Source organism: Pseudomonas sp. S1(2024) (assembly GCF_046557535.1).
This window is the reverse complement of sequence record NZ_JBKGFP010000040.1, coordinates 23,152-45,991: the sequence shown is the minus strand read 5'-3', so window position 1 is coordinate 45,991 and position 22,840 is coordinate 23,152. Positions and strand designations below refer to the sequence as shown.

The window sequence follows — 22,840 nt, the reverse complement described above, 5'->3', positions numbered from 1 at the left end:
TCCGGCCCCTCCGCTACGCTACGGGGTTCCCTCGCGCCGGTCTTGCTCCCGGGAGGACGCGCTGCAGGCCCCATCCATGGGGCCTCAGCGCTTGACGGGCATCCATGCCCGTCACCTCCCTCCGCAAGCCCTCTGCTCGGCCTCCTGAAGTCGCGAAGATCAAGATCAAGATCAAGATCAAGATCAAGATCAAGATCAAGATCAAGATCAAGATCAAGATCAAGATCAAGATCAAGATCAAGATCAAGATCAAGATCAAGAGCAAGAGCAAGAGCAAGAGCAAGAGCAAGAGCAAGATCAAGATCAAGAGCAAGAGCAAGAGCAAGAGCAAGAGCAAGAGCAAGAGCAAGAGCAAGAGCAAGAGCAAGAGCAAGAGCAAGAGCAAGAGCAAGAGCAAGATCAAGAGCAAGAGCCGGGGACTTGTCTGGGTTTCAGGTTACTTCACTTTGCATGCACAGTAATCGCCACCAACCGCACAACCACCGGCCTGACCATCAATACACAAACGAACGCCACAGGCATCGCCAACTGGTAAGCCTTCAGCACGTTGCCAAGGTACTCAGGGTTGACCCCCGCATTCGCTGCCGTGATCACGAAACACATCAATAGCGCCATGATCGACGACATGTAAAAGGCAAAAACGTAAGGCGTGGCGGCGGGATGCAATTTGCGTCGGCTGCGTGCCTGGAACAAGTTGCTCATGCGAACTCCTGAAAAGTAAGTAGAGACGCAGGTTAGCAACGCACCTGGCAACAGTTGTAGACCAGTCGTATTGAGTTCTTTATAAAGAGATTCTTACGAATCAAAGGGCTCAGCATGGACCTGCTCAACGCCATTCGCAGCTTCATCAAGGTTGTCGAGGCCGGCAGTATCGCCGCCGGTGCCCGCAACCTGGGCCTGAGCCCGGCTGCGGTCAGCCAGAACCTGGCACGCCTGGAAGGCCACTTGCAGGTTCGCCTGCTCAGCCGCACCACCCGCAGTATGGCGCTGACACCCGCCGGCACCCAGTATTACGAACGCGTCAGGCACATCGAGCGCGACCTGGCCTTGGCCGAACAGGCCGTCACCACCCCCGACAGTGAGCCCCAGGGGCGGCTGTGCATTGCCTCGACGTCCGCCTTCGGTCGCCACGTGCTGGCGCCATTGATACCCGCGTTCAGCGCCCGCTACCCACTGCTTTCGATAGAGTTGGTAACGACTGATCGCCGGGTCAACCACGCGCGGGAGGATGTGGACGTGAGCCTGCGCATTGCCCCGCAACTCGAAGACCAGTTGCTGGCCCGGCATATCGCCCGTATACCGTTCATATGCTGTGCCTCGCCCGGTTACCTGCAAAGCGCCGGCGTGCCGGCCACGCCCGAGGCCTTGCGTGACCACCGCTGCCTGGTGTTCCGCTACCCGGTGGATGGGCGCTTCCTGCGTTGGGGGTTCATGCGCGACGGGCTGCGGTTCGAGGCAGAGTTCGGCGGTGTCCTGATCAGCGACGACATCGATGCCCTGACCCAGATGGCGCTGCACGATGGCGGCATCACCCGCCTTGCCGAGTTCATCGTAAGGCCGCATCTGGATAATGGGGCGCTGGTGCCGTTGTTCGAATACAGCGATAGCGGCCAGGCCTATGCCCAGACCGAGCCGATGGATATCTATCTGTGCCTGGCCGACCGCTTTGCCATGACCGCAAAAGTACAGGTGTTCATGGACTACCTGCGCGAATGCCTGGGCGATGACTGGCAGGTGAAGGTGTAAAAAAACCGCCACGAGGGCGGTTTTCATGTCACGCGTATGAATCAGAAGCGGTAGGTAAGGGATGCACCAATACCGTGAGCACTGTTCTCATACTTGGCCTGATAGGTGCCTTTCAGCGCCTGTTGTGTCGGCGAGCCGGACACATTGTTCACCTTGGTATCCTCTTCCCACAGATACGAGTAGGCAACATCGATGGTCATGTCGTCGTTCGGGCTCCAACCGGCACCAAAGCTGACAGCCTTGCGGTCGCCGGTAGGAATGCGCGGCGAGCGATCATGGTTGTTGGTGGGCGACTGGTCGACGGAGAAGCCTGCACGCAGGGTCCACTCCTTGTTCACCTTGTAGGCAGCACCAATGGCGTGTGCCCAGGTGTCATGCCAGTTTTGCTCTTCGGTGATGGTCTGCAGTGGGTAGCCCGCCGGTGCTTCGTTCTTGACAACGATGCTCTCCAGGCGGCTCCAGCGAGTCCAGGTGCTACCCGCATAGAGTGTCCACTGGTCATCCAGTTCATGGGTGATCGAGAAGTCCACCGATTCTGGCGTCTTTATTTTCAGGCTGGCGTCGAATTTGCCGTTCAGACCGAGGGCTGCAATCGGGTACGACACTCGCGTGTCGCCTTCAAGCTTGTAGTCGACCATCGAGTGATAGGTCAGGCCCAGGCGGGTACGGTCTGTAGCTTGTACGAGGACGCCAATGTTGTAACCGATCGCGGTGTCGTCGCCCTTGATCTTGATTTCGCCATCCGGCCCGTTCGGGCCCAGCAGCGCCTTGCTGGACAGATTCGAGCCCAGTTCACCCTTGATACGGTTGATGGTCGGACCGAAACCGATCGACACCTTGTCGTTGAAGGCATAGCTGATGGTTGGCTGGAAGGTGACGACCTCGACCTTGCTCTTCTTGCCCCAGTAGCGTGCCGCGTCGTCGCTGCCGTAGTCCGTGATCAGGCCGTATGGCACGTAAACGCCGAAACCGACGCTCCAGTGATCATCGATCGGTTTGACGTAATAGCCCATGGGTACACCCACGACCGGGACCATGTCGCCATCGGTTTCCCCCCCGAAATTGCTACCACGACCCGAAATATCAGTTTTGGCAATGACAGCCGCGCCACCCACGGTGACCTGTTCGCGCTTGAGGCGAGACATGCCCGCAGGGTTGCCATACACCGTGCTGGCATCTTCGGCAGAAGACGAACGTCCCGCAAACCCGGTTCCCATGCCGCTGATGCTTTGTTCGTTCAGCGCGAAACCTGCGGCGAGCAGTTGGCTGGAAGCAAGTGCAACGGCTACGCCGAGGGAGGCTTTGAGCATTACTTTTTTCATTATTAGAAAACTCCTTGGGATCTCCGGGGCGAAAAGCTACCAACAAATCACGCGCCGCGCTATAGCCTCAATCGCAGGAGATAGAGCGGTTTTGTAGGACAATCCGACCAAAATTCCCTTTTTTCCGGGCACGTTGTAGGACGCGTCTTAAGATGCCTGCGGCAATCTCTGATCTATGCAGGTATGCCAGGCCTGTGTGAAGTCGCGCAGGCGACCTTGGGGGTTGAAAATCTGTCGCCAGATTCGCGCAAGCGCGAGAAGGTCATCGGCGGCCGGCAGTGGCGTGGCCTGCTCTTCGATGAGCATCCAGGCAATCGCGGTTGAATAACGCAGGTTGACGGTGAGTTCCAGGTGCGGGCCGCCGAGGAAGGCGTGCTGGCTGGCCAGGCCGCGGACCAGGCTGGCCAGGTCGGGGTCACGGGCAAGATAGTCGTCCCAGATAGCCTGGTGACGGTGTTCGCCGATACGGTACAGACCGTGCCCACGACGGTCGTGCAAGGCCGACCCCAGGGCCGACTGGCTGGCGGCGATGCCAAGCAACAAGGCTTCGGCGCTGGCGCAGTGACGGTTCAGGTAGACCAGGGTGGGTCGGATCACATACTGACACAATTCATTCGCCGCGATACCCATGATGCCCTCGAGCAGTTAAGGGCCGGACGGGCGCTGGAGCTTGGCAGCTGGTGAGTGATCAGGCCCGCCGGAAGCGGCAAGCACCGCTCGAGTTGAAGTGTAGTGTGATAATCGTGGTGTAAAGGGCTGTTTTTAAATCGATTGCTGCCTGACGTACTTGGCTATATGCCTTAAGGCAATTACGCCACGAACGTTCAGGCAGGCTTGCGATGGGATGATTCAGCGCTTGAATACCGCAGCATTCGTCGCTCACGCGGTGAGCGACTGGCGGGTTCGGGCGATGACCGCCTGCAGCGGTTCACTGCGGCTGTACTGTTCGGGGTACAGGCGCTCGGTGTGGCAGGCGACACCGTGTTCGTCTACCAGGGTGAAGCTGAAGCTGCCTTTGCGAGGGGCAACGATAAGGCACTTCAACGGCGAGAAGGCCTGGGAGAGGGTGCCAATGGCAGCCTGAATCTGATGATGAGTTTGCATATTGTTGGAGGTTCCTGCTTTAAACACGGGGGTTATGATCCGTGCATGATAGAAACGTTCCAGTGACGCCTTTATTAAGGGACGAACGAACCTGACTGGAACAGGGCAGCCAGAGGGAGCGCAATCAAAGGTGGGCGCGTGGGCTGACTGGTAGGTACTTCAGAGGACAGGCAGCACGCCGGGGCCAAGGTTCTAGGCCGTCGGGGTGGGATCCTGATCAATCTGTCACGTGATTCGTGCTTGAACAGCGCTGGGCTGGCGAGTGAATCATCGGAATGGGCCGGTCCTGGTTTCAGCAGCGCCACCCTTGGGAGGAGTGTGTCTGCAAGGACGCTTGAGGCCAGAATTGACTTTCAGCTTGGTACTAACGATGCGCACCTTAGCGAAAATACAGGTGCTTGGCAAGGACTTCGTGTAAGTACAGGTTAGCCGCGCAGTATGGCGCGTATTTTTCCTGATGGGAAGGGGCTGCAAAAGCCCCGTATCCGGCCTGATGTACCGATTTCGTGCATTCAATTGAAGGTTTTTGGTGCACTTGTTCACATTCGGAGCAGCGCTTGCAACTACCTTGCAGCATGCCATGACAGCCTCGCCAATGCCTTGACTGGCCGGTTAAGTCAATGAAAAAAAACACTATTTTTAGCTGGTGAAAAAATCGTCAGTTTGAGCGAAAGCCCCAATTCATAGGGGTTTGCGAGGGATGCCAGGGGGTTGTCCACCGAGTTATCCACAGGAACTGTGGATTGTCCCTGGCGCTTGCTCTAGGACGGGCGTGCCAGCAATACAGTGAACTGTCCGACAATCGACATACTTCAGAAGGCCAGTTGGTCATCCACTTGAAAACGTCAAGAAAAGATCATTGAAAATTTTTTCAATCCTGCAGAAATCGGAAGGCCATGTCGCAAAAAAAAGGGTAGAGTTGCGCGCCTTTCGAGTTGCCAATCCTGTTGCTCATGAAGTTTCGCGGTAAACACCTCGCCAGCCCTGCTGCATCGACGCCTGCGCCTCCCCCCAAACGTTTCTCCCTCAAAGTGGCCTTGTGGCTGCTCGACAACCCGCGCCTGGGTGACAAGCCGCAGGTCAAGCACTTGGCCGGGCGCCTGTTGAAACAGCCGGCGCGTCAGGGTGTGGTAGTGGCGCAAAGCCGCCTGGGACAGATGTTGTGCCGTGATTGCGGCAACGCCCGTGACCGGCGTATTGGCCATGAACTGCTGCGCCAGGCGGCCCGCGCCGGTGATCGGCGCGCGCAACTGGAGTATGCGCGGCTGTGCCAGCACAACGAGCCGGAGCAGGCGCGGTACTGGCTGGAGCTGGCGGCGGGGCAGGGGTCGCAGGAAGCGCGGCGGCTGTTGCGGCAGTGGTTCCATGCCTGAGGTGTGTTGCCAGCACTGGCCTTTTCGCGGGTAAACCCGCTCCCACAGGAATAGCTATACCTCGGATACTGTGCAATCCCTGTAGGAGCGGGTTTACCCGCGAAGAGGCCTGAACAGGCAACACACCGCTCAGGCTGATAAGCTGCGATGCATTCATCCAGGATCATTCGGGGTAAGCATGACAGTGGATCTGGCCAGCATTCTGCTGGGCTTGGTGGCAGGTGCATTACCTTGCCTGGGTTGGGCCATGCAGTTGCAGCGTCGCCAGGGCACGCGGCAGGGCGAGCAGGCTTTGCTCGAAGAGCGCCTCAATGCTGCCCAGCTGGCCCTGGCCGGCTTGCAGGCGCAACTGGACGCCAGCCGCGATGAAATAAGCGATCTCAGCGAAGCCAACACCGTCAAGCAGACCCAGCTGGCCGCCCAGGGCCGTGAGCTGGAACTGCTGCAGATCGACCGTGACAATGCCCGTGATGCCGCTCACGCCTGGAACCTCGAACGTGCCAACCGCGAAGCCGAACTGCGTCGCCTGGAGGCCCAGACCGCACGCCTGGACGCCGAACTGCGCGAGCAGCAGGAAAGCCACCAGCAGCGCCTGGAAGACCTGCAGGAAGCCCGCGACACCCTGCGCGCCCAGTTCGCCGACATGGCTACAAAGATCTTCGACGAGCGCGAGCAGCGCTTCGCCCAGACCAGCCAGCAGCATCTCGGCCAGTTGCTCGACCCGCTCAAGGAGCGCATCCAGGCTTTCGAAAAACGCGTGGAAGAGAGCTACCAGCAGGAAGCCCGCGAGCGCTTCTCGCTGGGCAAGGAGCTGGAGCGCCTGCAGCAACTCAACCTGCGCCTGTCCGACGAAGCCACCAACCTGACCCAGGCGCTGAAGGGCCAGAAAACCCAAGGCAACTGGGGTGAATTGATTCTCGAACGGGTATTGGAGCATGCCGGCCTGGAAAAGGGCCGCGAATACCAGACCCAGGTCAGCTTGAAGAGCGCCGATGGCGAGCGCTTCCAGCCTGACGTTCTGATCATGCTGCCCGGCGACAAGCAGGTAGTGGTGGATGCCAAGGTCAGCCTCACCGCCTACCAGCAGTTCGTCGCCGGCAACGACGAGGCTGCGCTCAAGCAGCATGTGCAGTCGCTGCGCAGCCACGTCAAAGGCCTGTCGAGCAAGGACTACAACCGCCTCGAAGGCCTGCACAGCCTGGATTTCGTGCTGCTGTTCGTGCCGATCGAGGCCGCCTTCTCGGCAGCCCTGCAGGCCGAGCCGAATCTGTTCCAGGAAGCCTTCGACCGGCAGATCGTGATCGTCAGCCCGACCACATTGCTGGCCACCTTGCGGGTGATCGACAGCCTGTGGAAGCAGGAACGCCAGGGCCAGAACGCCCGCGAGATTGCCGAACGCGCCGGCTGGCTGTACGACAAGTTCGTGCTGTTCATCCAGGACCTGGACGAGTTGGGCAGCCGCCTGCAGCAGGTGGACAAGGCCTATGCTGCCGCGCGTAACAAGCTATGCGAAGGGCGCGGCAACCTGGTCAGCCGCAGCGAACAGCTGAAGCTGCTGGGCGCCCGCGCCAGCAAGAGCCTGCCGGCCGACCTGCTGGAGCGGGCGCTGTCCGATGAGGCGTTGCCGGACGAAGCGCTTACTGAACCAGGCTCAGATGGCGATTGAGCATGGCACGCAGGGCCGCCGGCTTGACCGGCTTGGCCAGGTAGTCCAGGCCAGAGGCATGCACCATGGCGATGGTTTCCTTGCTGCCGTCAGCGCTGATCACCACGCCCGGCACCGGCTCGCCAAGGCGCGCGCGTAGCCAGCCCATCAGCCCGGTACCAGTTTCGCCGTCGTCCAGGTGGTAGTCCACCAGCGCCAGGTGCGGGCGCATGCCCTTGGCCAGCAGAGCTTCGCATTCGGCGCGGTTGCGCGCGGTCCACACCTGGCAACCCCAGCGGCTGAGCAGGCTGTTCATGCCGATCAGGATGCTGTCTTCGTTATCCACGCACAGTACCTGCAGCCCGGCCAGTGGCTGGCCGCCCTGTTCCACCGGGGCGGCGGGCGCCGGTGCGGCCTGGTGGGCAATTGGTACGCTGACGCGGAACACCGTGCCCTTGCCCGGCCACGAGCGCACTTCCAGCTTGTGCCCCAGCACCCGGCACAGGCCGTCGGCGATCGCCAGGCCCAGGCCCAGGCCCTTCTCGGCGCGGGTCTGGTGGCTGTCCAGGCGCTTGAACTCCTGAAAGATCACCTGCAGCTTGTCGTCGGCGATGCCGGGGCCGCGGTCCCACACTTCAAGCCACAACTGTTCACCCTGGCGCCGTGCGCCCAACAGGATCGGGCTCTTGCCGTAGCGCAGGGCGTTGGTCAGGAAGTTCTGCAGCACCCGGCGCAGCAGCTTCATGTCACTGTCCACCCGCAGGCGGCTGCCGCGCAGGCGAAATTCCAGGCCCTTCTCGGCGGCCAGCACCTTGAATTCGGCACCCAGGGTGTCGAACAGCTCGTTGAGGGCAAAGGGTTTGGCATCCGGGGTAATCTTGCCGTTTTCAAGGCGTGAGATGTCCAGCAGGTCGCTGATCAGCTCTTCGGCCGAGCGCAGCGAACTGTCCATGTGCTGCACCAACTGCCGGGCCTCTTCATTCATGCCCTCGGCCTGTTGCGACAAGGCGGCGGAGAACAGCCGGGCCGCGTTCAGCGGCTGCATCAGGTCATGGCTGACCGCAGCCAGGAAACGGGTCTTGGACTGGCTCACCGCTTCGGCACGGCTCTTGGCTTCGGACAACGCCTGGTTCAGTTGTGACAGCTCCTGGGTGCGTTCCGCCACCCGTTGCTCCAGGCGTTCGTTGGCATCGCGCAGGGCCTGCTCGGCCTCACGGAACGGGGTGATGTCGGTGAAGCTCATGACGAAACCGCCGCCCGGCATCGGGTTGCCGATCAGCTCGATCACCCGGCCATTGGGGAACAAGCGCTCGGAGGAGTGCGCACGGCCCTGACGCATCCAGTGCAGGCGCCGCGCCACGTGCACCTGCGCCTCGCCCGGTCCGCACAGGCCACGCTCGGCGTTGTAGCGGATGATGTCGGCGATCGGCCGGCCCACGCTGATCAGCCCGTCGGGGTAGTTGAACAGTTCCAGGTAACGGCGGTTCCAGGCCACCAGGTGCAGGTTCTGGTCGACCACGCTGATGCCCTGGTTGATGTTCTCGATTGCCCCTTGCAGCAGGGCGCGGTTGAACTGCAGCACCTCGCTGGCTTCGTCGGCGATACGCACCACGTCTTCCAGCTGCATGTCGCGGCCTTCGATGGCGGCCTTGACCACGGCGCGGGTCGACGAGGTGCCGAGTACGCCGGCCAGCAGGCGTTCGGTATGTTCGATCCAGTCGCCGTCGGCGTTCTGGTTGGGGTTGAAGCCCTTGCCTTGGCGGTAGGCGAAGCGGATGAAGCTCTGCCGGGCGCGTTCTTCACCAACGAAGCGCGAGGCCAGGGTCAGCAGGTCGTCGATCTGCACCGCCAGCAGCGGCTTGCTACTGGGCCTGGCGCTGGTCTGCTGGCCGATGAAGCGGCCGGCCTGCCAATGCTCGGAAACCCGCGTGCGCGAAAGCACCGAGACCCAGGCGAACAGAGTGAAGTTGCCCGCCAGCGACAGCACGACACCCTGGGTCAGTGGGCTGATCGGCAGGTCAAGCGGGTTGCCGTGCAGCCACGCCAACCCCGGAAACAGCTGCAGCGACCATCCCAGGCTGTGCGCCGCGATCGGCAGGACGAGGGTGTAGAACCAAAGGAAGATACCTGCAGCCAGGCCGGCGAACACGCCGCGGCGGTTGGCCTGCTTCCAGTACAGTGCACCGAGCATGGCCGGGGTCAGCTGGGTCACGGCGGCAAAGGCGATCTGGCCGATGGTCGCCAGGCTGGCGGTGGAACCCAGCAAGCGGTAGCTGACATACGCCAGCAGCAGGATCACCACGATGGTCACCCGGCGTACCGAGAGCATCCAGTGGCGGAATGCCTCGAACGGCCGCTCGGCGTTGGTACGGCGCAGCAGCCAGGGCAGCAGCATATCGTTGGAGACCATGGTCGACAGCGCCACGGCCTCGACGATGACCATGCCCGTGGCCGCCGATGCACCACCGATGAATGCCAGCAGGGCCAGGCTTGGGTGTGCCTCGGCCAGAGGAAGGCTGATGACGAACGAATCGGAGATCACCGTGCCCGGCAGCAGCATCTGCCCGGCCAGGGCGATCGGCACCACGAACAATGCAGCGAGCGCCAGGTACATCGGGAATACCCAGCGCGCCAGGCGCATGTCCTGGGGTTCGATGTTCTCCACCACGGTGACGTGGAATTGCCGTGGCAGGCAGATGATCGCCATCATCGCCACGGCGGTCTGCACCACCATCGACGGCCAATTGATGGTCTCCTGCCAATAGTCCTGAAGGTGGATCGACTGGCGGGCCTGGCTGAACAGGTCGTCGAAGCCGTCATACAGGTTGAAGACGACAAAGATGCCCACGGCGAGGAAGGCCAGCAGCTTGATCAGTGATTCGAAGGCAATCGCCAGGACCATGCCACGGTGGTGTTCGGTCACGTCCAGGCTGCGGGTACCGAAGACGATGGCGAACAGTGCCAGCACCAGGGATACAACCAGTGCGGTGTCCTGTACGCGGGTGCCGGTGGCGTCGGCGTTGGCGCCGATCAGCAGGTTCACGCCCAGCACGATGCCCTTGAGTTGCAAGGCGATGTACGGCAGCACGCCTACCAGGCAGATGAGCGCCACGACCACCGCCAGGGACTGCGACTTGCCATAGCGCGCAGCGATGAAGTCGGCAATCGAGGTGATGTTCTGTTGCTTGCTGATCAGCACCATCTTCTGCAGCACCCAGGGCGCGAAGATCAGCAGCAGCACCGGGCCCAGGTAGATCGGCAGGAATGCCCAGAGCTGTTCGGCGGCCTGGCCAACCGCGCCGAAGAAGGTCCAGCTGGTGCAGTAAACGGCCAGCGACAGGCTGTACACCCAGGCACGCAGCTTCGGCGGCAACGGCGTGCTGCGGCGGTCGCCGTAGAAGGCGATGGCGAACATGATGGCCATATAGGCCAGGGCGACCACGGCGATCAGCCCGCTGGACAACGACATGAAGACTCCGAAACAAAAAGATAACGCGGTCCCGATCAATCAGTCTGGCACGCAGGTGCCGCTTCGTCAGCGCAGACGATGGTTGTAGGAGCGAGCTTGCTCGCGAAGAGGCCGATACAGCCAACATCAATTACTGCGGGTACCCAGCCAATAAAACACCCCCGCCAGTATCACCGACAACACCAGCAGGTAGAAGATCGCCCCCGGCCACAGATGTACCAGGGCAAACCCCACCATCACCGGCCCCAGCGCCGCACCGAGGTTGGACAGGTTCTGCGCGCCGTAATACACCCCACGCAAGTGCTCCGGCGCGATCAGGTCGATGAACATGTACTCGGCCGGGATCACGATGATCTCGCCCAGGGTGAACACCAGCATCGCCAGGCACCACGCCAGCGCCGAACCGGCCAGGGCGAAGCCCAGCAGCCCGGCGATGAACAGGCCCATGCCGGCCAGCAGCCAGGGCATCAGGCGCTGGCGGCTGATGCGGCGGCCGATCAGGTACTGCAGGGCAATCACCGTCACCGCGTTGGTGGTCACCAGGTAACCGATCAGGCGCGCCGCCTCGGCCGGGCTGCTGGTTACCACCAGGTACTGCGACAGGTAAGCAGTGAACTGGCCGAATACTACCGCGCTCAGCACCCCGCCCAGGGTGAAGCATATCAGCCGTCGGTCACGGGCCAGACCCAGCGCCACCTGGCCAAAGCCGACCCCGGGTTTGTCCGGCACACTGGCCTGCAGGCCGCGGTCCCCCAGGCGCCAGTAGGCCAGGCACATACCCAGGCCGAGCAGGGCGGAGGCAATGAACGGCATATGGTCGTTCAGCTCCAGCATGGCCACGCCCAGCAGCGGGCCGGCGGCGTAGCCGACGTTGCTGAGGGTGTACTTGATGGCGAACACTTCGGCCCGTGCCTCCACCGGTAGCAATGCGCAGAAGCCCGCCTTGGCAGCGATGTCGACCACTGCCAGGGCCAGGTTGATCAGTACCAGGCAGATAAAGAACAGCAGCGCCGAGTTGCTGGCGACCGCGCCGACGAAAGCCAGGGCAAACAGCAGGGTGCTGGCGCTGACCAGGGTGTGGTTGCGTAAGGTATCCACAAGGTGGCCGCCATACAGGCTCAGCAGCGAGGCGATGATCAGCGCACCACCGATCAGCAGGCCGATCTGGCTGATCGGCAGCTGGAAGTTGTCAGCCAGGTACACCACCAGGTAGGGCAGGGTAAGGGCACGGGCGACGGTGAGGGTGAAGGTGGTGCCGAGCAGCAGGCGCACGGTGTGCGGGTAGCGTTTGATGGCGGCGAGCATTGCCACGTCCTTGTTGTGGAATAGCCGAATCGGAGCATATGACAAATGGGGGCTGCTCTGCAGCCCATCGCCGGCAAGCCAGCTCCCACCTCGACCGCATTGATCTCAAGCCATGTGCGGTACCTGTGGGAGCCGGCTTGCCGGCGATGAGGCCGGGACAGGCTTGCTACAGAATCACCGCGCTTGCCAGTCAGTGCATTTCCCATGCAGATTTGTGGCTTGTCGCGCCCTGCGCGCCTCCAATTGAAAAGCCCTCAGGACCAAGGACGATGAGTCACTCCTCGCAATTCACCTTGCTCGGCAAGCGGCGTTTCCTGCCGTTTTTCATCACCCAGTCGCTGGGTGCCTTCAACGACAACCTGTTCAAGCAGTCGCTGATCCTGGCGATCCTGTTCAAGCTCAGCCTGGGCGACGGCGACCGTTCGATCTGGGTCAACCTGTGCGCCCTGCTGTTCATCCTGCCGTTCTTCCTGTTCTCTGCGCTGGGCGGGCAGTTTGGCGAGAAGTTCGCCAAGGATGCGCTGATCCGGGCCATCAAGCTGGCCGAGATCGCGATCATGGCGGTAGGCGCGCTCGGTTTCATCACCAACCACCTGGCGCTGATGCTGGTGGCGCTATTCGGCATGGGAACCCACTCGGCGCTGTTCGGCCCGGTGAAGTACTCGATCCTGCCGCAGGCCCTGCGCGAGGAAGAACTGGTCGGCGGCAACGGGCTGGTGGAAACCGGTACCTTCCTGGCCATCCTCGCCGGCACGATCGGCGCCGGGGTGATGATGTCGGCCGACAGCTATGCCACCGTGGTGGCTGGTGGCGTGGTCGGCACCGCCGTGCTCGGTTACCTGGCCAGCCGCTGGATCCCGCGGGCCGCTGCCGCTTCACCGCAAATGCCGCTGGACTGGAACATCTTCAGGCAGTCGTGGGCGATCCTGCGCATGGGCCTGGGGCAGCCGCCGGCGGTGTCGCGCTCGATCGTCGGCAACTCGTGGTTCTGGTTCGTCGGTGCCATCTACCTCACGCAGATCCCGGCCTACGCCAAGGACTGGCTGCACGGTGATGGCACGGTGGTGACACTGGTGCTGACCCTGTTCTCGGTGGGGATCGCCCTGGGTTCGCTGCTGTGCGAGCGGCTGAGCGGGCGCAAGGTGGAAATCGGCCTGGTGCCGTTCGGCTCGTTCGGCCTGAGCCTGTTCGGCCTGCTTTGGTGGTGGCACTCCGGCGATGTGCCGGCTGCGGCGGCCCCGCACGACTGGCTGGCGCTGTTGGGCATGGGCCAGGCCTGGTGGATCCTGCTGTCGATCGTCGGCCTTGGGGTGTTCGGCGGCTTCTACATCGTACCGCTGTATGCACTGATCCAGGCCCGCACCGCCGAAGACCAGCGCGCCCGGGTGATCGCGGCCAACAACATCCTCAATGCCTTGTTCATGGTGGTGTCGGCAGTGCTCACCATCATCCTGCTGGGCCTGGCCGAGCTGACCATCCCGCAACTGTTCCTGGTGGTGTCGCTGCTCAATATCGCGGTCAACGCCTATATCTTCAGGATCGTGCCCGAGTTCACCATGCGCTTCCTGATCTGGCTGCTCAGCCATTCGATGTACCGCGTGCAGCACCGCGACCTCGAACGCATCCCCGACGAAGGCGCGGCGCTGCTGGTTTGCAACCACGTGTCGTTCGTCGATGCACTGCTGCTGGGAGGGGCGATTCGCCGGCCGATCCGCTTCGTCATGTACTACAAGATCTACAACCTGCCGGTACTCAACTTCGTGTTCCGCACCGCAGGCGCCATCCCGATTGCCGGGCGCAACGAAGACCTGGCCATCTACGAACGTGCTTTCGCGCGCATTGCCGAGTACCTGGCCGATGGCGAGCTGGTATGCATCTTCCCTGAAGGCAAGCTGACCGGGGATGGCGAAATCGACGTGTTCAAGGGCGGCGTCAACCGCATCCTCGATGAAACCCCGGTGCCGGTCATTCCGTTGGCCTTGCAGGGGCTGTGGGGCAGCTTCTTCAGCCGTGACCCGGCCAAGGGCTTTTTCAAGCGCCTGTGGTCGCGGGTGACCATCGTGGCAGGCGCCGCGATCCCTGTGGAGGCGGCGCAGCCAGAAGCCTTGCGTGAGCAGGTCAGCCGCCTGCGCGGCAACCTGCGCTAGGGAAGGGCGTCAGCTGGCGCTGACTTTCAGGCCGACCAGGCCGGTAATGATCAGCGCCACGCTGACCAGGCGTACCAGGGCCATGGACTCGCCGAACAGGATGATGCCGGCGATCACCGTGCCGACGGCGCCGACGCCGGTCCAGATGGCATAGGCGGTGCCCAGCGGCAGCTCTTTCATGGCCAGGCCCAGCAGGCCCAGGCTGATGGCCATGGCGGCGACGGTGAGGACGGTGGGCAGTGGCTTGCTGAAGCCGTCGGTGTATTTCAGGCCGACGGCCCAGCCGACCTCGAACAGGCCGGCGAAGAAAAGGATGATCCAGGACATGGTGCGTCTCCATCGTTGTGAATGATGGGGCCGTCCCCGGAATGGTCACGCGGTGCGTCGTGAGGTCGTCCTCACAGTGGGTGCCATGGTGCACATATGCAGCCCTCTGGCCAAACCCGTCCCAGCCCCTTCCGAGACATACCTGCCCCAACAAGGACTGCACAGGTCTGAAGATTGTGGAGATCTCTGTGGGAGCGGGCGTGCCCGCGAAGTGGCCAGTTCAGGCAACATCAATGCCTGGCCGGCTCCCCACCTTCGGCTTCTGCCACAGGTTCCCCCATGCGCCGGAACCAGGTAGACAGCAGCGCCCCGGAAATATTGTGCCAAACGCTGAACAACGCACTCGGCACCGCAGCCAGCGGCGAAAAATGCGCCGCCGCCAGTGCCGCGCCCAGCCCGGAGTTCTGCATGCCCACCTCCAGCGCCAGCGACTTGCGCTGTGCCAGCGGCAGCTTGCACAGCCTGCCGGTCAGGTACCCCAGCAAGTAGCCGAAGCTGTTGTGCAATATCACCACCGCCATGATCAGCAGCCCTGACTCGGCGATCTTCGCCTGGCTGGCCGCCACCACCGCGCACACGATCATCACGATACTCACCACCGACACCAGCGGCAGTACCTGCACCGCCGCCTGCACCCGCGCGCCAAGCAGCCGCTGGGCCAGTACGCCGAGCACGATCGGCAGCATCACCAGCTGCAGGATCGACCAGAACATGTCCATGAAGGACACCGGCAGCCAGGCCGAGGCCAGGAACCAGATCAGCGCCGGGGTCAGCAGCGGGGCGAGCAGGGTGGTCACCGCAGCGATGGCCACCGCCAGCGCCAGGTCGCCACGGGACAGCCAGACCATCACGTTCGATGCCGTGCCGCTCGGGCAGCAGCCAACCAGGATCACGCCCACGGCGATTTCCGGCGGCAGGTGGAACAGCTGGCACAGCAGCCAGGCCATGCCCGGCATGATCACGAAGTGCGCGACCACCCCCAGCATCACCCGCCAGGGCTGGCGGGCGAGGGCGGCGAAGTCATCGAGCTTGAGGGTGAGGCCCATGCCGAACATCACCAGCCCCAGCAGCGGCACGATGGCCACCTTCAGGGCGATGAACCATTGCGGTTGCAGGAAGGCCAGTACGGCGAACACCAGCACCCACAGGGCGAAGGTATTGCCGACGAAGCGGCTGAGGGTGGCGAGGGCACGCATGGGGGGCAATTCCTTTTTGTTTTATCGCTTCAATAATTTCACTGGCCTCTTCGCGGGCTTGCCCGCTCCCACAGGTACACCACAGTACTCAGAAGCTGTGGTGTCCCTGTGGGAGCGGGCAAGCCCGCGAAAGGGCCAGTACGGTCTGAGGATATCTCCCAGGCCAGCACCGGCATTTCAAAACCAGTCAGACCCCTTGCGGAATCTCTTCTCCACCCAGCGCCTCGAACAGCACCGGCAGGAATTCGGCAAAGGTCATCATCATCAGTTGGAAGCTGGCATCGAACTGTTGCGCAGCCTCATCGCCACCATCCTGTTCGGCCTGCTCCTGCAGCAGCTCTTCGAACTTCAGGCGCTTGATCACCATCTTGTCATCCAGAATGAACGACAGCTTGTCCTGCCAGGCCAGGGCCAGCTGGGTGACCACCTTGCCAGTGCTCAGGTGCAGCTGAATTTCCTCGCCGGTCAGGTCCTGGCGCTTGCAGCGCACGATGCCGCCGTCTTCGGCAGTGTCGCGCAGTTCGCACTCGTCCAGCACATAGAAGCCTTCGGCAGCTTCCTGCGACTTGACCCACTCGGTCATGGTGGCAACCGGTGCGATTTTCACGGTGGCCGGGCGCACCGGCAGCGAGCCCATCACTTCACGCAAGGTCGACAGCAGGTCTTCGGCACGCTTGGCGCTGGCCGAGTTGACCAGGATCACGCCCAGGCGCGGGGCGATGGCGGCGAAGATCATCGAGCGGCGGATGAACGCGCGCGGCAGGAAGGCCTGGATGATCTCGTCCTTGATCTGGTCGCGTTCCTTTTTATAGACCTTGCGCATCTGCTCGGTCTCGATCTCTTCGACCTTTTCCTTCACCGCGTCGTTGACCACGCTGCTGGGCAGGATGCGTTCTTCCTTGCGCGCGGCAATCAGCAGGTACTCGCCGCTGACATGCACCAGGGGAGCGTCTTCGCCCTTGCCGAATGGCGCGACGAAACCATAGGTGGTCAGCTCCTGGCTGGCGCAGGGGCGGGCCGGCTTGCTGGCCAGGGCCGCTTCCAGCGCTTCAGGCTCGAACGGGACTTCCTGGGTCAGACGGTAGGTCAGCAGGTTCTTGAACCACATGAGGGGCAATCTCTCCTTAATGCATAAGGCGGGCATTATTCTCCGAGCGGTGCTCTCAGGCCAACCCTGTCGGAGTGCCAGTAGCTGTAGCTGAATGTAAAGATGCACGTGGCAACGCTAGGTCTTTGAAAGGCATGAGGTTTTTTTTGAAAAAAGTTAAAAAAGTGCTTGCCAGGGTACGGGGTCGTCCGTAGAATGCGCGCCACACCGAGACGAAGGGTGATTAGCTCAGCCGGGAGAGCATCTGCCTTACAAGCAGAGGGTCGGCGGTTCGATCCCGTCATCACCCACCACTCGATGTTTAGCGCAGCGGTAGTTCAGTCGGTTAGAATACCGGCCTGTCACGCCGGGGGTCGCGGGTTCGAGTCCCGTCCGCTGCGCCATATTTCACTTCCAGGGCCTACTGAACACCCGGAAGTAACAGAGAAAGCGACCTCAGGGTCGCTTTTTTTGTGCCTGCGATTTGGTGTTTCGCGAATTTTGCAAAAAGTTTGATAAGTGCTTGCCAGAGCGCCAAGTCGCCCGTAGAATGCGCGCCACACCGAGACGAAGGGTGATTAGCTCAGCCGGGAGAGCATCTGCCTTACAAGCAGAGGGTCGGCGGTTCGATCCCGTCATCACCCACCACTCGATGTTTAGCGCAGCGGTAGTTCAGTCGGTTAGAATACCGGCCTGTCACGCCGGGGGTCGCGGGTTCGAGTCCCGTCCGCTGCGCCATATTCCACTTCCAGGGCCTACTGAACACCCGGAAGTAACAGAGAAAGCGACCTTAGGGTCGCTTTTTTTGTTTCTGCATTGAGCAAAAAACTATCTTGTACCTGTCAGGGCCTCATCGCCGGCAAGCCAGCTCCCACCTCGACCGCATTGATCTCAAGCCATACGCTATCCCTGTGGGAGCTGGCTTGCCGGCGAATGGGCTGCAAAGCAGCCCCGGCAATTTCAGCGGCGACGCTCTTCTTCCCGTAAGGTCAGCACCTCGACCCCATCCTCGGTCACCGCCACTGTATGCTCCCACTGCGCCGACAAGCGGTGGTCGCGGGTAATCACTGTCCAGCCGTCCTTCAGCGTGCGCGTCCCGCGTCCGCCCTGGTTGATCATCGGTTCGATGGTAAACACCATCCCCGGCTTCAACTTCAGGCCCATCCCGCGCTGGCCAATGTGCAGCACCTCGGGCCCTTCATGCATCTGTTGGCCAATGCCATGCCCGCAGTACTCACGTACGACGCTGTAGCCCGCCGCTTCGGCATGGGTCTGGATGGCATGCCCGATATCACCCAGCGTAGCCCCGGGGCGTACCTGTTCGATGCCTTTCCATAGCGCGTCATAGGTGGTGTCGACCAGGCGCTGCGCCTCATCGCTGATCGGCCCGATGCTGTACATCTTCGACGAGTCGGCGATATAGCCGCCTTGTTCCAGAGTGATGTCGACATTGATGATCGAGCCTTCCTTCAGCACTTCATCGACCTTGGGCATGCCATGGCACACCACATGGTCCACCGAGGTGTTGAGCGAATAGGGGAAACCATACTGGCCCTTGCTCGCCGGGCGGGCCTTGAGCGTGCCGACGATGAACGCCTCGGCGCGGTCGTTGATCTGCATGGTGGTCACGCCGGGGCGGATGAAGCTGTCGAGGTCGGCGAACACCTGGGCAAGCAGCTGGCCGGCGCGGCGCATCAGGTCGAGTTGGGCGGGGGTCTTGATAATCACCTGGGACATGGGGGGAGGGCAGTGGCTCGTGCTGGAATGTGCCCCAGCATAGCGCCATGGGGTGCGGGGTTGCCATCGCATGGTGCACAGCCTGTACCGGCCTCTTCGCGGGCACGCCCGCTCCCACAGGTGCAGCACCGCCCTCAGGCCTTGCGATATCCCTGTGGGAGCGGGCATGCCCGCGAAGAGGCCGGTACAGCTGGCCCATAAATTGCTGTTTCACCTCCATCCAGGGCTATCAATGTCGACAGCCCACAAAACTTCACGACAAAGGCGCCGTGTTGCCCCGCTTGCCCAGCAAGCAGGGGCAGCCGGCGCCTTTTTGCGTTCCCTACAGGAGCCCGCCCATGGCCAACAGCGAAGTGCGCAGCGTCTGCCCCTACTGCGGCGTCGGTTGCGGCATCGTCATGAGCGTCGCCGATGGCAAGGTCGGCAAGATCAGCGGCGACAAGCAGCACCCCAGCAACTTCGGCCGCCTGTGCACCAAAGGCCTCACCGCGCACCTGCCGCTGACCGCCGCCGGGCGCATGGAGGATGCCTATGTGCGCCAGCAGCGCAGCCAGCAGCCAGCGCGTACCGGCATCGACCAGGCCATCGCTGCCGCCGCCGGGCGCTTGCGCAGCATCATCGACCAGCACGGCCCCGACGCCGTGGCGCTGTACGTGTCCGGGCAGATGTCGCTGGAGGCCCAGTACCTGGCCAACAAGCTGGCCAAGGGCTTTATCCGCACCCGCCACATCGAGTCCAACTCGCGCCTGTGCATGGCCAGCGCCGGCAGCGGCTACAAGCTGTCGCTCGGTGCCGATGGCCCGCCCGGCAGCTATCAGGACTTCGAGCACGCCGACGTATTCCTGGTGATCGGCGCCAACATGGCCGACTGTCACCCGATCCTGTTCCTGCGCCTGCTCGACCGGGTCAAGGCGGGGGCCAAGCTGATCGTCGTCGACCCGCGGCGTAGTGCCACCGCCGACAAGGCCGACCTGTTCCTGCAGGTGCGCCCCGGCAGCGACATGGCCTTGCTCAACGGCCTGCTGCACCTGCTGCTGCGTAACGGCCACACCGACCCCGACTTCATCGCCCGCCACACTGAAGGCTGGGACGAACTGCCGGCCTTTCTCGATGACTACACCCCTGACCGCGTGGCCGCCATTACCGGGCTGGCCGAGGCCGACATCATCAGGGCCGCCGAATGGATCGGCAGCGCCAGCAACTGGATGAGCTGCTGGACCATGGGCCTGAACCAGAGCATCCATGGCACCTGGCACACCAATGCGATCTGCAACCTGCACCTGGCCACGGGCGCGATCTGCCGCCCGGGCAGCGGCCCGTTCTCGTTGACCGGCCAACCCAATGCCATGGGCGGCCGCGAGATGGGCTACATGGGCCCCGGCCTGCCAGGCCAGCGCTCGGCGCTGGTAGCGCAAGACCGTGCCTTCGTCGAGCAGCAGTGGCAACTGGCCCCGGGCAGCCTGCGCAGCGAAGGCGGTGAGGGCACGGTGGCGCTGTTCGAGCAGATGAAAAGCGGCGCGGTAAAGGCCTGTTGGGTCATCTGCAGCAACCCGGTGGCCAGTGTCGCCAACCGCCAGCAGGTGATCGACGGCCTGCGCCAGGCTGAACTGGTGATTACCCAGGATGCCTTCCTCGACACCGAGACCAACCGCTACGCCGACATCCTGCTACCGGCTGCGCTGTGGGCCGAAGGCGAGGGCGTGATGATCAACAGCGAGCGCAACCTCACCCTCATGCCACGTGCCGTCGAACCGCCCGGGCAGAGCCTGCCGGACTGGCAGATCATCGCTCAAGTCGCTTGTGCCATGGGCTATGCCGACGCCTTCGACTACCCCGATGCGGAAGCTGTGTACGAGGAAATCCGCCGCTTCCACAACCCGGTCACCGGCTACGACCTGCGGGGCATCGGCTATGCCGAACTGCGCGAGCAGCCACACCAGTGGCCCTGCGCCCCGGGCCGCGACAACCCGCGCAGCCCGCTGCGCTATCGCAACGACGGCAGCAGCCAGACGCTGTTGCGCGATGCCCAGGGCGAGTGCCCGGTGTTGGCCTTCCCGACCGCCAGCGGCAAGGCCCGCTTCTTCGCCCGGCCCTGGTTGCCGGCGGCGGAGCTGCCGGATGCCGATTACCCCATGGTGCTGAGTACCGGCCGCGTGCAGCACCAGTGGCACACCCTGACCAAGACCGGCAAGGTAGCGGCGCTGAACAAGCTGGAGCCCGGCCCCTTCGTGGAAATCCACCGCGACGATGCTGCCCGGCTGGGCATTGCCGAAAAGGACCAGGTGGCCATTCGCTCGCGCCGCGGGCAGGCCGTGCTGCCCGCGCGAATCAGCGACCGGGTCATGCCTGGCAACTGCTTTGCCCCGTTCCACTGGAACGACCTGATCGGCGAGCAACTGGCGATCAATGCCGTGACCTGCGATGCGGTCGACCCGCTGTCGCTGCAGCCGGCGTTCAAGCATTGTGCCGTGACCCTGGAGCGGGTTGCCGGTGAGCGCATCGAAGCCCTTGATCTGAACACTGCCAATCCGGAGCCTGCCCGCATGCCGACCGCCACCCTGTCCCGTCTGCTTGGCCTGGACACCCTGCCAGCTCCGGTGCTGGCCGAGGAAGAGCGCCATTACCTGCAAGGCTTTCTGCTGGGCCTGGACCAGGCTCGCGCCGAGGGCGTGCCCTGTCTGCCGGCCAGTGCGCCGCTGGCCGCCAACCGCCGGTTGTTCGTCGATGGCTTGCTGGCCGGGCTGTTCGCCCAGCCGGCGGTGCTGCCCGATGCGGCGTTGATGGCACCACGGCACCAGGTGCTGTGGGCTTCGCAAACCGGCAACGGCGAGCTGTTGGCCGAACGCTGTGCCGAGCGCCTGCGCGGTGCCGGCCTCGACGTGCAGCTCAGCTGCATGGAAGCGGTCAGCCCGCGCCAGCTGCAGGGCGCCGCCAGCGTGGTGCTGATCGCCAGCACCTTTGGCGATGGTGACGCGCCCGACAGCGCAGCGGCATTCTGGCAAGCCTTGCAGGGCGAGGAGGGCGCCCACTGCGCCGAACTGCCTTTTGCCGTGCTGGCCCTGGGCGACTCCAGTTACGACCAGTTCTGCGGCTTTGGCCGCAAACTCGACCAACGCCTGGCCGAGCTGGGCGGGCGGCGCCTGCTGCAGCGGGTGGACTGCGAGCCGGACTTCGACGACGCCTTCGCCGCCTGGCTGGATGCGCTGCTGCCCACGCTAAGCAGCGCTGCTGCACCGCAACCGGTCACCGAGCCTGCGCCCGTGGCGGCCTATGGCAAGCAGCAACCCTGGGCTGCCACCTTGCTGGAAAACCGCCTGCTGAACGGCCCGGGTGCTACCAAGGAAACCCGTCAACTGGTGTTCGACCTCAGCGGCAGCGGCTTCACCTATGCCGCCGGTGATGCCCTGGGCGTGTGGCCGCGCAACTGTCCCGCCCTGGTCGACGAACTGCTGGCGCTAATACAGCTCGATGGCCAGACCATGGTCGAGCTGAAAGGCCAGCCCGCCATGCCGCTGACCGAAGCCCTTCAAGCGCACCTGGAAATCGCCAAGGTCACCACGCAGCAGCTGCAGGCCTTCGCCGGCAATGCTCCGGACCTGCAGCGCCTGCTGCAGCCCGAGTGCAAGGCCGAGCTGCAGGACTGGTTGTGGGGGCGGCAACTGGTCGATGTTCTGCGCGCCTTTCCCCAGCAACTGCCGTTGGCCAGCTGGCTGGAGCTGCTCAAGCCCTTGCAGCCGCGCCTGTACTCGATCAGCTCCAGCCCGCTGGCGCACCCGCAGCAGGTGCACCTGACCGTTTCCACGGTGCGCTATGGCGCGCGCAAAGGGGTGTGTTCAAGCTTCCTTGCCGACCGTGCGCAGGCGCTGAAGGTTGCCATCTTCCCGCAGGTGTCGAAGCACTTTCGCCTGCCCGAGGACGACAGCGTGCCGGTGATCATGGTCGGCCCCGGCACCGGTATTGCGCCGTTCAGGGCCTTCCTCGAAGAACGAGAGGCACGTGGGGCGAAAGGGGCTAACTGGCTGTTCTTTGGCGAGCAGTACGCGGCCACCGATTTCTATTACCAGGAGCAGCTACAGGCCTGGCAGGCTGCAGGGCACTTGCGCCTGGACACAGCGTTCTCGCGCGACCAGGCCGAGAAGGTCTATGTGCAGCAGCGCATGCTCGAACAGGGCGCGCAGTTGTGGCAGTGGCTGGAGGCGGGGGCGTACTTCTATGTGTGTGGCGATGCGCAGCGCATGGCCAAGGATGTGGATGCGGTGTTGCGGGCGATCGTCGCCGAGCATGGCGGCATGGATGCAGCGGCGGCTGCGGCTTATGTCGAAGCGCTGGGCAGGGCCAAGCGGTATCGGCGGGATGTGTATTGATGTGCTCCAAGATGGGGA

16 protein-coding genes and 4 tRNA genes are annotated in these 22,840 nt (G+C 63.0%); 10 read left to right on the top strand and 10 right to left on the bottom strand.

All coding sequences use genetic code 11. The features are described 5' to 3' along the window. Positions 1-104 precede the first annotated feature (104 nt). Complete coding sequence (locus ACLCGK_RS11325) at positions 105-461, top strand: hypothetical protein (RefSeq protein WP_410952013.1); 357 nt, start codon at positions 105-107, stop codon at positions 459-461. Here ACLCGK_RS11325 and ACLCGK_RS11320 read toward each other — a convergent pair. Then, the gene (locus tag ACLCGK_RS11320; RefSeq protein WP_410952012.1) at positions 442-702 is read right to left on the bottom strand and encodes a DUF2798 domain-containing protein; all 261 of its coding nucleotides are present in this window, start codon (positions 700-702) and stop codon (positions 442-444) included. The two genes, ACLCGK_RS11325 and ACLCGK_RS11320, sit on opposite strands and share 20 nt — an antisense overlap. Positions 703-816: 114 nt before the next feature. Here ACLCGK_RS11320 and ACLCGK_RS11315 point away from each other — a divergent pair, with 114 nt between their 5' ends. Next, positions 817-1,746 (top strand): LysR family transcriptional regulator, encoded by a 930-nt coding sequence (locus ACLCGK_RS11315; protein ID WP_264209790.1) that lies wholly within the window; start codon positions 817-819, stop codon positions 1,744-1,746. A 41-nt stretch (positions 1,747-1,787) separates the two neighbouring features. On the opposite strand, the gene ACLCGK_RS11310 is transcribed toward ACLCGK_RS11315, so the two are convergent. From ACLCGK_RS11310 to ACLCGK_RS11300, 3 genes are all read right to left on the bottom strand, one after another. Next, entirely contained in the window at positions 1,788-3,068 is a 1,281-nt protein-coding gene (locus ACLCGK_RS11310) for an OmpP1/FadL family transporter (protein WP_013971392.1), read from the bottom strand. A gap of 147 nt (positions 3,069-3,215) precedes the next feature. Further along, a complete protein-coding gene (locus ACLCGK_RS11305) occupies positions 3,216-3,698 on the bottom strand; it encodes a hypothetical protein (RefSeq protein WP_367245485.1) in 483 nt (160 codons plus the stop codon). A 249-nt stretch (positions 3,699-3,947) separates the two neighbouring features. Next, complete coding sequence (locus tag ACLCGK_RS11300) at positions 3,948-4,172, bottom strand: hypothetical protein (protein WP_003257337.1); 225 nt, start codon at positions 4,170-4,172, stop codon at positions 3,948-3,950. 953 nt (positions 4,173-5,125) lie between these two features. Between ACLCGK_RS11300 and ACLCGK_RS11295 the strand changes: the two genes are divergently transcribed. Together ACLCGK_RS11295 and rmuC are read left to right on the top strand one after the other, a co-directional pair. Continuing rightward, positions 5,126-5,545: a tetratricopeptide repeat protein gene (locus tag ACLCGK_RS11295; protein ID WP_024086418.1), complete on the top strand. Its 420-nt coding sequence runs from the start codon at positions 5,126-5,128 to the stop codon at positions 5,543-5,545. A gap of 292 nt (positions 5,546-5,837) precedes the next feature. Beyond that, entirely contained in the window at positions 5,838-7,211 is a 1,374-nt protein-coding gene (rmuC, locus tag ACLCGK_RS11290; protein ID WP_161551463.1) for a DNA recombination protein RmuC, read from the top strand. On the opposite strand, the gene ACLCGK_RS11285 is transcribed toward rmuC, so the two are convergent. Further along, positions 7,183-10,659, bottom strand: a complete 3,477-nt coding sequence (locus ACLCGK_RS11285; protein WP_410952011.1) for a NahK/ErcS family hybrid sensor histidine kinase/response regulator — start codon at positions 10,657-10,659, stop codon at positions 7,183-7,185. The genes rmuC and ACLCGK_RS11285 overlap by 29 nt on opposite strands. Positions 10,660-10,785: 126 nt before the next feature. Then, the gene (locus ACLCGK_RS11280) at positions 10,786-11,964 is read right to left on the bottom strand and encodes an MFS transporter (protein WP_410952010.1); all 1,179 of its coding nucleotides are present in this window, start codon (positions 11,962-11,964) and stop codon (positions 10,786-10,788) included. A gap of 269 nt (positions 11,965-12,233) precedes the next feature. Here ACLCGK_RS11280 and ACLCGK_RS11275 point away from each other — a divergent pair, with 269 nt between their 5' ends. Further along, the gene (locus ACLCGK_RS11275; RefSeq protein ID WP_410952009.1) at positions 12,234-14,111 is read left to right on the top strand and encodes an MFS transporter; all 1,878 of its coding nucleotides are present in this window, start codon (positions 12,234-12,236) and stop codon (positions 14,109-14,111) included. A 9-nt stretch (positions 14,112-14,120) separates the two neighbouring features. Here the strand turns inward: ACLCGK_RS11275 and sugE are convergent, their stop codons facing one another. The 3 genes from sugE to rdgC form a co-directional block, all read right to left on the bottom strand. Then, entirely contained in the window at positions 14,121-14,438 is a 318-nt protein-coding gene (sugE, locus tag ACLCGK_RS11270) for a quaternary ammonium compound efflux SMR transporter SugE (RefSeq protein ID WP_009686221.1), read from the bottom strand. A 230-nt stretch (positions 14,439-14,668) separates the two neighbouring features. After that, the gene (locus ACLCGK_RS11265) at positions 14,669-15,634 is read right to left on the bottom strand and encodes a bile acid:sodium symporter family protein (RefSeq protein ID WP_013971400.1); all 966 of its coding nucleotides are present in this window, start codon (positions 15,632-15,634) and stop codon (positions 14,669-14,671) included. Between the two features lie 187 nt (positions 15,635-15,821). Then, positions 15,822-16,742: a recombination-associated protein RdgC gene (gene rdgC, locus ACLCGK_RS11260; protein WP_013971401.1), complete on the bottom strand. Its 921-nt coding sequence runs from the start codon at positions 16,740-16,742 to the stop codon at positions 15,822-15,824. Positions 16,743-16,959: 217 nt separating this feature from the next. On the opposite strand from rdgC, the gene ACLCGK_RS11255 reads away from it, so the two are divergent. The 4 genes from ACLCGK_RS11255 (at position 16,960) to ACLCGK_RS11240 (ending at position 17,459) form a co-directional block, all read left to right on the top strand. Beyond that, positions 16,960-17,035 (top strand) — tRNA-Val (locus ACLCGK_RS11255). 13 nt (positions 17,036-17,048) lie between these two features. Then, positions 17,049-17,125 (top strand) — tRNA-Asp (locus ACLCGK_RS11250). Positions 17,126-17,293: 168 nt separating this feature from the next. Continuing rightward, positions 17,294-17,369: transfer RNA gene (locus tag ACLCGK_RS11245), tRNA-Val, on the top strand. Between the two features lie 13 nt (positions 17,370-17,382). Then, positions 17,383-17,459 (top strand) — tRNA-Asp (locus tag ACLCGK_RS11240). A 222-nt stretch (positions 17,460-17,681) separates the two neighbouring features. On the opposite strand, the gene map is transcribed toward ACLCGK_RS11240, so the two are convergent. Next, entirely contained in the window at positions 17,682-18,530 is an 849-nt protein-coding gene (gene map, locus ACLCGK_RS11235; protein ID WP_410952008.1) for a type I methionyl aminopeptidase, read from the bottom strand. A 266-nt stretch (positions 18,531-18,796) separates the two neighbouring features. On the opposite strand from map, the gene ACLCGK_RS11230 reads away from it, so the two are divergent. After that, positions 18,797-22,822 (top strand): molybdopterin-dependent oxidoreductase, encoded by a 4,026-nt coding sequence (locus tag ACLCGK_RS11230; protein ID WP_410952007.1) that lies wholly within the window; start codon positions 18,797-18,799, stop codon positions 22,820-22,822. The last annotated feature ends 18 nt before the right edge of the window (positions 22,823-22,840 follow it).

Bases quoted from the DNA above. Each gene is read 5' to 3' on its own strand.
- ACLCGK_RS11325 (WP_410952013.1), top strand. From the start codon at position 105: ATGCCCGTCACCTCCCTCCGCAAGCCCTCTGCTCGGCCTCCTGAAGTC.
- ACLCGK_RS11265 (WP_013971400.1), bottom strand. From the start codon at position 15,634: ATGCGTGCCCTCGCCACCCTCAGCCGCTTCGTCGGCAATACCTTCGCC.
- ACLCGK_RS11275 (WP_410952009.1), top strand. From the start codon at position 12,234: ATGAGTCACTCCTCGCAATTCACCTTGCTCGGCAAGCGGCGTTTCCTG.
- rdgC (WP_013971401.1), bottom strand. From the start codon at position 16,742: ATGTGGTTCAAGAACCTGCTGACCTACCGTCTGACCCAGGAAGTCCCG.
- sugE (WP_009686221.1), bottom strand. From the start codon at position 14,438: ATGTCCTGGATCATCCTTTTCTTCGCCGGCCTGTTCGAGGTCGGCTGG.
- ACLCGK_RS11305 (WP_367245485.1), bottom strand. From the start codon at position 3,698: ATGGGTATCGCGGCGAATGAATTGTGTCAGTATGTGATCCGACCCACC.
- map (WP_410952008.1), bottom strand. From the start codon at position 18,530: ATGCGATGGCAACCCCGCACCCCATGGCGCTATGCTGGGGCACATTCC.
- ACLCGK_RS11280 (WP_410952010.1), bottom strand. From the start codon at position 11,964: ATGCTCGCCGCCATCAAACGCTACCCGCACACCGTGCGCCTGCTGCTC.
- ACLCGK_RS11315 (WP_264209790.1), top strand. From the start codon at position 817: ATGGACCTGCTCAACGCCATTCGCAGCTTCATCAAGGTTGTCGAGGCC.
- ACLCGK_RS11285 (WP_410952011.1), bottom strand. From the start codon at position 10,659: ATGTCGTTGTCCAGCGGGCTGATCGCCGTGGTCGCCCTGGCCTATATG.
- ACLCGK_RS11310 (WP_013971392.1), bottom strand. From the start codon at position 3,068: ATGAAAAAAGTAATGCTCAAAGCCTCCCTCGGCGTAGCCGTTGCACTT.
- ACLCGK_RS11320 (WP_410952012.1), bottom strand. From the start codon at position 702: ATGAGCAACTTGTTCCAGGCACGCAGCCGACGCAAATTGCATCCCGCC.
- ACLCGK_RS11300 (WP_003257337.1), bottom strand. From the start codon at position 4,172: ATGCAAACTCATCATCAGATTCAGGCTGCCATTGGCACCCTCTCCCAG.
- ACLCGK_RS11295 (WP_024086418.1), top strand. From the start codon at position 5,126: ATGAAGTTTCGCGGTAAACACCTCGCCAGCCCTGCTGCATCGACGCCT.
- ACLCGK_RS11230 (WP_410952007.1), top strand. From the start codon at position 18,797: ATGGCCAACAGCGAAGTGCGCAGCGTCTGCCCCTACTGCGGCGTCGGT.